The organism is Streptomyces sp. SM1, from assembly GCF_002910825.1.
In the GTDB taxonomy this organism is placed as follows: Bacteria; Actinomycetota; Actinomycetes; order Streptomycetales; family Streptomycetaceae; genus Streptomyces; species Streptomyces okerensis.
Map to the genome: position 1 here is coordinate 1 of NZ_NEUB01000360.1, position 8,513 is coordinate 8,513.

Genomic DNA, 8,513 nt, shown 5'->3' on the forward strand with positions numbered 1-8,513 from the left:
CCTCGTGGCGGCCGGCCTCGTGCCGCATCCCGAACGCCGGGCCGCTCGCCGGCATCGGCGCCGGCTGGTGGCGCCGGACGGGCGTGTAGGCGAACTCGAAACGCTCGCTCCGCCTGGTCCCGAACGCCCCGGAGGCGCCGAACCGTCCGGACGCGCTGCCCGGCAGCCCTCCGCCGCCCAGCGGTGACCCGCCGTCGCCGAGGTCACCTCCGCCGGGCAGCCCCTGGAGGCGGGCCAGGAAGCTCTCGGAGGGCGGCGGTGGGGCCGCCTCCGCGAAGACGTTCTTCAGACGGCGCTGCGCGTCCACTTCCGTCTTGCACTTCGCGCAGGTCGCGACGTGTGCCAGTACGCGCTCACGCGCGTCATGACCGAGCTCCCCGTCCACCAGGGCGGAGAGTCGGTCTCCCAGGTGCTGCTCTGCGAGGTGTCCCTCGGAGGAATTCGGCTGTGAACCGCTCACGCGCTCGCGCCCCCTCCTCCCAGTGCGGGAACACGCGGCACGAAGGAGCGGCGCTCCGCGCGCGCCTTCGGCGAGCGGTGCGCGAGTGCCTTCCGCAGCTGGGAACGGCCGCGGTGGATCCGCGAGCGGACGGTGCCGAGCTTGACGCCCAGGGTGGCCGCGATCTCCTCGTAGGACAGTCCTTCGATGTCGCACAGCACGACGGCCGCGCGGAACTCGGGGGCGAGGGTGTCGAGGGCCTGCTGGACGTCCGCGTCGAAATGGGCGTCGTTGAACGCCTGCTGGGGCGTGGGCTCCTTGCTGGGCAGCCGCTCGGCCGCGTCGTCGCCGAGCGCGTCGAAGCGGATCCGCTGCTTGCGGCGGACCATGTCCAGGAAGAGATTGGTGGTGATGCGGTGCAGCCAGCCCTCGAAGGTCCCCGGTGTGTACGTCGACAGGGAACGGAAGACGCGGACGAAGACCTCCTGCGTGAGGTCCTCGGCGTCGTGCTGGTTGCCGGTGAGGCGGTAGGCGAGCCGGTAGACCCGGCCGCTGTGCATGCTGACGATCTCCTCCCAGCTGGGCGGAGTCCACGCCTGCCCGTCGTCGCCGGAGAAGGTGGCGGTCTGGGCCGGGTCGCCGGCGCGGTCGTGGTCAGCTGCGGTGTCGTTCACGGATTTCGGCCTGCCCGCCGATCCGAGGAAGCGCCGCAGCACTCCTCCGCGATCCACAGGTGCAGCCGCACCTCCCCTGTCGGCTCTGGTGGTGTCCAGTGGAGCCCCTACCATAGCCACCTCGCCCGTTAGCTCCGGATAAGCGGTTTTACGAGAAATTGATCTGAGCTGCCACGGCTCGTACGGCTGCGTCAGCACTTGCTGGGCGTCCCCGTCCACTCCCTACCCCCCGGTCACGGCACACACCACTTGCTCATCCCTTTAAACGACCGGTCCCATCAGCAGGTTCCCGGCACCAACGGATACAGTCACGCCCAGGCAACCACGGGGACAGGAGAGGGTCATTACCGCCAACCGGCAGACGAGCTGGGCGTTCGCCGACGCCTATGTCGCCGAGGACGAGGCGCTGCACTGGGCCCGGGACCGGGCCCGCGAGGCAGGCCTGCGCTCGGTGTCGCCCGGCACGGGCGCGGCCCTGCGGTTGCTCGCCGCCAGCGTGGACGCCAAGGCGGTCGCGGAGATCGGCACCGGCTGCGGCGTCTCCGGGATCCATCTGCTGCACGGCATGCGGCCGGACGGGGTGCTGACCACGGTCGACCAGGAGCCGGAGCACCAGCAGTCCGCCCGCCAGGCGTTCCGCGACGCCGGCTTCGCCGGCAACCGGGCCCGTTTCATCCCGGGCCGCGCGCTGGACGTCCTGCCGCGTCTCGCGGACGCCGGTTACGACCTCGTGTTCTGCGACGGCGACCGGCTGGAGTACCAGGACTATCTCGCTGAATCGTTGCGCCTGCTGCGCCCGGGGGGCCTGGTCGCCTTCGAAGGCGTCTTCGCGAACGGACGCACGGTCGACTCCGGTCCGCAGCCCTCGGAGGTACTGCGGGTGCGCGAGCTGGTGCGGGCCGTCCGCGAGAGCCAGGAGCTGGTGTCCTCACTGCTGCCGGTGGGAGACGGCCTGCTCTGCGCCGTGAAGAGGTGACCGCCCGGTGACCTCCCGGGACCGGTGACGCCCTCCGCCGGCGGGCAAAACAGCCGCCCCGGCACCGCGTGCGGCACCGGGGCGACCGAAGGGGTATGGTCGCTTGCCCGTCAGCCGACGACCTTCTTGAGGGCGTCGCCGAGCGCGTCGGCCTCATCCGGGGTCAGCTCGACGACGAGCCGACCGCCGCCTTCGAGCGGAACGCGCATGACGATGCCCCGCCCCTCCTTGGTCACCTCGAGCGGGCCATCACCCGTCCGCGGCTTCATGGCCGCCATGCTCGTTCCCCTTCCTGAAACCCAGCTAAACCGTCTGAGCCGACGGCCCACTGAAGGGCACCTGCGGTCCTTGAAGCAGGACACACGCCACCGGCATCGAACACATTGCTTCCAGGCCATTATCCCGCATCGCAGGACCCGATGACCAACATCAGTAGGCATCGCTTGGGCAACGCGCGCGAGCAAAACCACTCAATTCGGCGATGTGGCTGCGATACTGCGCCGCCGCACACAGTTCCGGCACCCGGAAACGGACGGGAATTGTTTGACGCAGGTCACACCGAGGGCACGCTCCGGGGCCGGTGATCTCCGTCATGCTGTCCTGCAGACGAGGACGTACCCACCGGTACGTCCCGAGCCGCACACGGAGGGAAACGTCATGGCCGACACCGTGCTCTACGAGGTGAGCGACGGACTCGCGACGATCACGCTGAACCGCCCGGAGGCGATGAACGCGCTCAACGTCGCGGCGAAGGTCGCCCTCCGGGACGCGGTGCGGTCCGCCGCGGACGACGACGCCGTACGGGCCGTGCTGCTGACCGCGGCCGGCGACCGGGCGTTCTGCGTCGGACAGGACCTCAAGGAGCACATCGGGCTGCTGGCCTCCGACCGGCAGGACGGCTCGGGGCGGACCATGAGCACGGTGCGCGAGCACTACAACCCGATCGTCAAGGCGATCGCCGGGGCCGCGAAACCCGTGGTCGCGGCGGTGAACGGGGTCGCGGCGGGCGCCGGCTTCGGTTTCGCGCTGGCCGCGGACTACCGGATCGCCGCCGACACGGCGGCCTTCAACACCTCGTTCGCCGGGGTCGCGCTGACCGCGGACTCCGGGGTCTCCTGGACGCTGCCGCGCGTGATCGGCCCCGGGCGCGCCACCGACCTGCTGCTCTTCCCGCGCAGCATCTCCGCGCAGGAGGCGTACGAGCTGGGCATCGCGAACCGGCTGGTGCCGGCGGCGGAGCTCCGCGCGGAGGCGGAGAAGGTGGCGCGGGCGCTGGCGGAGGGGCCGACGGTGGCATACGCGGCGCTGAAGGAGTCCGTCGCATACGGGCTGAGCCACTCGCTGGAGGAGGCCCTGGAGAAGGAGGACGAGCTCCAGACCCGGGCGGGCTCCTCGGAGGACCACGCGATCGCGGTGCGGGCGTTCGTCGAGAAGGAGAAGCCGGCGTATCTGGGCCGCTGATCCCGGGGCGCCCGGCGTGTCGGGACCGCGCATACGGCGTGGCTGACCGGCACCGTGGCTCACCGCGAGGACCGGGCGGGCACCGCGGTCGTCCGCGCGGCGGGGCCGCACACCGGTGCGGGCCCGCGCCCTCTCAGGCGGCGCTCGCCACGCACCCGGCGCCCCTCAGGGGGCGCTTCTCGCCACGCAGGACTCCAGATGGTCGTTGACCAGCCCGCAGGCCTGCATCAGGGCGTACGCCGTGGTCGGGCCGACGAAGCGCAGGCCCCGCTTCTTCAGCGCCTTCGACAGGGCCGTCGACTCGGGCGTCACCGCGGGGACGTCGGTGAGGGCCTTCGGCGCCGGGCGGCCGGCCGGGTCGGGGGCGTGGGACCAGATCAGGGCGTCCAGGTCGCCGGACGCCCACCCGGCCAGCACGCGCGCGTTGGCGAGCGTCGCGTCGATCTTGGCGCGGTTGCGGATGATGCCGGTGTCGGCCAGCAGGCGCTCGCGGTCGGCGTCGGTGAACTCGGCGACCGCGGCGATCCCGAAGCCGGCGAAGGCGGCACGGAAGCCGGGGCGGCGGCGCAGGATGGTGATCCAGGACAGGCCGGACTGGAACGCCTCCAGGCTGAGCCGCTCGAAGAGGGCGTCGTCCCCGTGGACCGGCCGGCCCCACTCCTCGTCGTGGTACGTCACGTAGTCCGGGGTGGACAGCGCCCAGGGGCAGCGCGGGAGGCCGTCCTCGCCCGGGAGGGCCGCCGGGTCCCCGGTCACGGTCTCCGCGTCCTCCCCGGTCACGGTCTCCGTGTCTTCCCCGGTCACGGCCGCTCGTCCCCGTGGTGCGGGGCGGGCTTGTCCATGGACAGGTGCGCGGCGGCGGCACGGGCGCCGGCCAGCGCGGACTCCAGGTCGGCGATCCGGGCGTCGCGCTCGGCGAGTTCGGCTCCCAGACGGCCGAGGGCGTCGTCCACGTCGGCCATCCGGTAGCCGCGGGCGGCGAGCGGGAAGCGCAGGCCGTCCACGTCCGCGCGGCTGAGCGGACGGTCCGGCGGGAGGTGGTCCACCAGGCGCTCGGGGCCGGCCTCGGGCAGCGGGCTCTTGTCGCCGCCGCCCACCACGGCGAGGGTCACCGCGGCGACCACGACGGCCAGCGCGAGGAGCAGGAAGAGGAACATAACCATCGCCGGGGCCCCCACGGTCGGATGAGTCGGAGTCGGAAGTGCCGAGTCGGAGTCGGATGTGTGGCTCCGATCGTGCCATGCGAGTCTGACACCCGGGGCCGCCGGGCGGACGGAGGCGGCCCGGCGGCCGCCAGGACGGCCCGGGACGGACGCAAGAGGAGAGGTCACAGGGGATGCTCAGGCTGGGCAGGCGGGAATTCGCACCGCACGAGCGGGTGATCATGGCGATCGTGAACCGGACCCCGGACTCCTTCTACGACCGGGGCGCCACGTTCCACGACGAGCCAGCGCTCACGCGCGTGGAGCAGGCCGTGGCCGAGGGCGCCGCGATCATCGACATCGGCGGGGTGAAGGCCGGTCCGGGCGAGGAGGTGACCGCCGAGGAGGAGGTACGGCGGACGGTCGGCTTCGTCGCCGAGGTGCGGCGGCGCTTCCCGGAGGTCGTGATCAGCGTCGACACCTGGCGTCACGAGGTCGGCGAGGCCGCGTGCGAGGCGGGCGCGGACGTGCTGAACGACGCGTGGGGCGGGGTCGATCCGCGGCTCGCGGAGGTCGCCGCGCGGTACGGGGCGGGGCTGGTGTGCACCCACGCGGGCGGCGCGCAGCCGCGGACGCGGCCGCACCGGGTGACGTACGACGACGTCATGGCCGACATTCTCGAGGTGACCGTGGGTCTGGCGGAACGGGCGGTGTCCCTGGGGGTGCCCCGGGAGTCGGTGATGATCGATCCGGGGCACGACTTCGGGAAGAACACGCGGCACAGCCTCGAGGCGACGCGGCGGCTCGGCGAGATGGTGGCCACGGGGTGGCCGGTGCTCGTGTCGCTGTCCAACAAGGATTTCGTCGGCGAGACGCTGGACCGGCCGGTGAAGGAGCGGGTGGTGGGGACGCTGGCGACGACCGCGGTGTCCGCGTGGCTGGGCGCACGGGTGTACCGGGTGCACGAGGTCGCCGAGACCCGGCAGGTGCTGGACATGGTGTCGTCCATCGCGGGGGAACGGGAGCCGGCCGTGGGGCGGCGGGGGCTGGCGTAGCGCGCCGGGGCGCGTCCGCTGGGGGGCGTGAGGGGGCGGGTGGGGCTGAGCCGTGTTTCGCCCCCTCCGCCCCTTTCCCGTCCTGTCCTCCGGGCTCGGCCCCCGGGCCCCCGGGCCCCGGCCTTCGCCCACCCGCCGCCCGGCTCAGGCGTTCCGAGGTGGCCCCGAAGAGCCGGTCAGCGGCCCGCCTCCTTGGAGACCAGGGCCACCGCCTCGTCCACGTCGTCCGTGACGTGGAAGAGCAGAAGGTCCTTCTCGGCCGCCTTGCCCTGGGCGATGACCGAGTTGCGGAGCCAGTCGACCAGGCCGCCCCAGTAGTCCCTGCCGAACAGGACGATGGGGAACTGGGTGACCTTCTGGGTCTGCACGAGGGTCAGCGCCTCGAAGAGTTCGTCGAGCGTGCCCAGGCCGCCGGGCAGGACCACGAAGCCCTGGGCGTACTTCACGAACATCAGCTTGCGGACGAAGAAGTAGCGGAAGTTCAGGCCGATGTCGACGTAGCGGTTCAGCCCCTGCTCGAAGGGCAGTTCGATGCCCAGGCCGATGGACATGCCGTCCGCCTCGAGGGCGCCCTTGTTGGCCGCCTCCATGGCTCCCGGGCCGCCGCCGGTGATGACCGCGAAGCCCGCCTCGACCAGGCCCCGGCCCAGTCGCACCCCGGCGTCGTACTCCGGCGAGTCGGCCGGTGTCCGCGCCGAGCCGAAGACACTGATGGCGGGCGGGAGTTCGGCCAGCGTGCCGAAGCCCTCGATGAACTCCGACTGGATCCGCAGCACCCGCCAGGGGTCGGTGTGCACCCAGTCCGACGGGGCACGCTCGTCCAGCAGGCGCTGGTCGGTGGTGCTTCCCTGCACCTGGCCCCGCCGGCGGAGCACCGGTCCCATCCGCTTCTCCTCCGGTGGCTGCCGCTTGCCCTCCGGGTTTCCCGTAGCCATGTGCGCTCCCTCCGATTGCCAGGTCGTACCGCCTCAGCGTAGATCTACGCGGCTTACGTACGGGGGACGTCAGCATGTCCACGCGAGAGCGTTCCAAACGCCCCGGCGGCCGTACGGCTCACGCCGTCAGCCAGGACCGCAGGCGCTCCTCCCCCGCGAGGATCTTGGCGGTGTCCACCCGCTCGTCCCGCTTGTGCGCCAAGTGGGGGTTTCCGGGGCCGTAGTTGACCGCCGGGATGCCCAGGGAGGAGAAGCGGGAGACGTCCGTCCAGCCGTACTTGGGCTGCGGGGTGCCGCCCACCGCCTCGATGAAGGCCGCCGCGGCCGGATGGGACAGACCGGGAAGTGCCGCGCCGCTGTGGTCGTCGACGACGAACTCCGCCACACCGCAGTCCGCGAAGACCTCACGGACGTGGGCCAGGGCCTCGTCCTCCGTACGGTCCGGGGCGTAGCGGAAGTTCACGGTGACGACGCACTCGTCCGGGATGACGTTGCCGGCCACTCCCCCGGAGATGCCGACCGCGTTCAGCCCCTCGCGGTACTCCAGGCCGTCGATCAGCGGGTAGCGCGGCTGGTAGGCGGCCAGGCGGTCGAGGATCGGGGCGGCGGCGTGGATCGCGTTGGAGCCCATCCAGCCGCGCGCGGAGTGGGCGCGTTCGCCGGTGGTCTTCAGCAGCACCCGCAGGGTGCCCTGGCAGCCGCCCTCCACCTGCCCGTCGGAGGGTTCGAGCAGCACCGCGAAGTCGCCCTCCAGCCACTCGGGGTGTGCCTCGGCCACGTGCTTCAGACCGTTGAGGCCGGCGGCGACCTCCTCGTTGTCGTAGAAGACGAAGGTGAGGTCGCGGTTGGGGGCGGGGACCGTGGCCGCGAGGCGCAGCTGGACGGCCACGCCCGCCTTCATGTCGCAGGTGCCGCAGCCCCACAGGGTCCCGTCGGCGTCGAGCCGGGAGGGGACGTTCTCCGCGATCGGGACCGTGTCGATGTGACCGGCGAGGATCACCCGCTCCGCGCGCCCCAGCCGGGTACGGGCCACGACGTTGTTGCCGTACCGGTCGACCGTGAGGTGCGGCAGTGCGCGCAGCGCGGACTCGATCGCGTCCGCGAGGGGCTTCTCGGCGCCGCTCTCGGAGGGGAAGTCGACGAGTTGCGCGGTCAGGCGCGCGGCGTCCAGCGTGAGGTCAAGCGGGGTGTCGGCCATGCCGTCGACCCTAGCGCGCAGGGCGTGCGGCCCACTGTCCGCACCCGGCTCACATGGAACCGTACTCTCCAGTACCTTGTACGCGTGCCAGAGCCGTCACTTCCTTCAGAGCGCACGCGTCGCGGCCGTCTTCCCCGTCTGGGCGCCGGCCTCGTGGTGCTGTCCGCGGTCGCCGGATATGTCGCGGTGCAGTACGACACCGGGGGCGCGGTGGGCCCCGGGTGCAAGGTCGTGTCCGACAGGGGCGACGGGGCGACGTACGAGTTCACGCCCGAGATGGCGGCGAACGCGGCGACGATCACCGCCGTGGGCACCGCGCGTGACCTGCCCGAGCGGGCGGTGACGATCGCGCTGGCGACCGCCCTGCAGGAGTCGACGCTGCGCAACATCGACTACGGCGACCGTGACTCGCTCGGCCTGTTCCAGCAGCGTCCCTCGCAGGGCTGGGGCACGCCGAAGGAGATCATGGACCCGTCGTACGCGGCGGCCACGTTCTACGAGCATCTCGAGGAGGTGCCGGGCTACACCCGGCTGCCGCTCACCGTCGCCGCGCAGCGGGTGCAGCGCAGCGGCTTCCCGCAGGCGTACGCCAAGCACGAACCGGACGCCGCGCTGCTGGCCGCCGCCCTCACC

11 protein-coding genes are annotated in these 8,513 nt (G+C 72.3%); 4 read left to right on the forward strand and 7 right to left on the reverse strand.

All coding sequences use genetic code 11. From position 1 onward, the window contains the following. Positions 1 to 460, reverse strand: a 460-nt coding sequence (locus tag B9S61_RS09025) for an anti-sigma factor (RefSeq protein WP_181007303.1), incomplete at its 3' end; no start/stop codon positions are given. After that, entirely contained in the window at positions 457 to 1,113 is a 657-nt protein-coding gene (sigE, locus tag B9S61_RS09030; protein WP_103541794.1) for an RNA polymerase sigma factor SigE, read from the reverse strand. The genes sigE and B9S61_RS09025, both read right to left, overlap by 4 nt. 277 nt (positions 1,114 to 1,390) lie before the next feature. Between sigE and B9S61_RS09035 the strand changes: the two genes are divergently transcribed. After that, positions 1,391 to 2,089, forward strand: coding sequence for an O-methyltransferase (locus tag B9S61_RS09035; protein WP_103541788.1), 699 nt, complete (start codon positions 1,391 to 1,393; stop codon positions 2,087 to 2,089). 110 nt (positions 2,090 to 2,199) lie between these two features. Here B9S61_RS09035 and B9S61_RS09040 read toward each other — a convergent pair whose 3' ends face one another. Further along, on the reverse strand, positions 2,200 to 2,367 hold the full coding sequence (locus tag B9S61_RS09040; RefSeq protein WP_003966491.1) for a DUF3117 domain-containing protein: 168 nt from the start codon (positions 2,365 to 2,367) through the stop codon (positions 2,200 to 2,202). 379 nt (positions 2,368 to 2,746) lie between these two features. Here B9S61_RS09040 and B9S61_RS09045 point away from each other — a divergent pair, with 379 nt between their 5' ends. Next, positions 2,747 to 3,550 carry an enoyl-CoA hydratase/isomerase family protein gene (locus tag B9S61_RS09045; RefSeq protein WP_103541789.1) on the forward strand — a complete coding sequence of 268 codons (804 nt, stop codon included), beginning with the start codon at positions 2,747 to 2,749 and terminating at the stop codon, positions 3,548 to 3,550. 165 nt (positions 3,551 to 3,715) lie between these two features. Here the strand turns inward: B9S61_RS09045 and B9S61_RS09050 are convergent, their stop codons facing one another. Both B9S61_RS09050 and B9S61_RS09055 read right to left on the reverse strand, forming a co-directional pair. Further along, complete coding sequence (locus B9S61_RS09050) at positions 3,716 to 4,306, reverse strand: DNA-3-methyladenine glycosylase I (protein WP_103541795.1); 591 nt, start codon at positions 4,304 to 4,306, stop codon at positions 3,716 to 3,718. Between the two features lie 44 nt (positions 4,307 to 4,350). Then, entirely contained in the window at positions 4,351 to 4,713 is a 363-nt protein-coding gene (locus B9S61_RS09055) for a DivIVA domain-containing protein (protein ID WP_103541790.1), read from the reverse strand. Between the two features lie 173 nt (positions 4,714 to 4,886). Between B9S61_RS09055 and folP the strand changes: the two genes are divergently transcribed. Then, positions 4,887 to 5,747 carry a dihydropteroate synthase gene (gene folP / locus B9S61_RS09060; protein ID WP_103541791.1) on the forward strand — a complete coding sequence of 287 codons (861 nt, stop codon included), beginning with the start codon at positions 4,887 to 4,889 and terminating at the stop codon, positions 5,745 to 5,747. 176 nt (positions 5,748 to 5,923) lie between these two features. Here the strand turns inward: folP and B9S61_RS09065 are convergent, their stop codons facing one another. Both B9S61_RS09065 and dapE read right to left on the reverse strand, forming a co-directional pair. Continuing rightward, positions 5,924 to 6,682 carry a TIGR00730 family Rossman fold protein gene (locus B9S61_RS09065; protein ID WP_103541792.1) on the reverse strand — a complete coding sequence of 253 codons (759 nt, stop codon included), beginning with the start codon at positions 6,680 to 6,682 and terminating at the stop codon, positions 5,924 to 5,926. 118 nt (positions 6,683 to 6,800) lie between these two features. Beyond that, positions 6,801 to 7,880, reverse strand: a complete 1,080-nt coding sequence (gene dapE / locus B9S61_RS09070) for a succinyl-diaminopimelate desuccinylase (RefSeq protein ID WP_103541793.1) — start codon at positions 7,878 to 7,880, stop codon at positions 6,801 to 6,803. Positions 7,881 to 7,964: 84 nt separating this feature from the next. Here dapE and B9S61_RS09075 point away from each other — a divergent pair. Beyond that, positions 7,965 to 8,513: hypothetical protein (locus tag B9S61_RS09075; RefSeq protein ID WP_103541796.1), on the forward strand; the 549-nt coding region annotated here is incomplete at its 3' end.

What these genes read in the sequence shown, in the direction of transcription:
- B9S61_RS09045 (WP_103541789.1), top strand. Translation starts at nt 2,747, where the DNA reads ATGGCCGACACCGTGCTCTACGAGGTGAGCGACGGACTCGCGACGATC.
- B9S61_RS09055 (WP_103541790.1), bottom strand. Translation starts at nt 4,713, where the DNA reads ATGGTTATGTTCCTCTTCCTGCTCCTCGCGCTGGCCGTCGTGGTCGCC.
- dapE (WP_103541793.1), bottom strand. Translation starts at nt 7,880, where the DNA reads ATGGCCGACACCCCGCTTGACCTCACGCTGGACGCCGCGCGCCTGACC.
- folP (WP_103541791.1), top strand. Translation starts at nt 4,887, where the DNA reads ATGCTCAGGCTGGGCAGGCGGGAATTCGCACCGCACGAGCGGGTGATC.
- B9S61_RS09040 (WP_003966491.1), bottom strand. Translation starts at nt 2,367, where the DNA reads ATGGCGGCCATGAAGCCGCGGACGGGTGATGGCCCGCTCGAGGTGACC.
- B9S61_RS09065 (WP_103541792.1), bottom strand. Translation starts at nt 6,682, where the DNA reads ATGGCTACGGGAAACCCGGAGGGCAAGCGGCAGCCACCGGAGGAGAAG.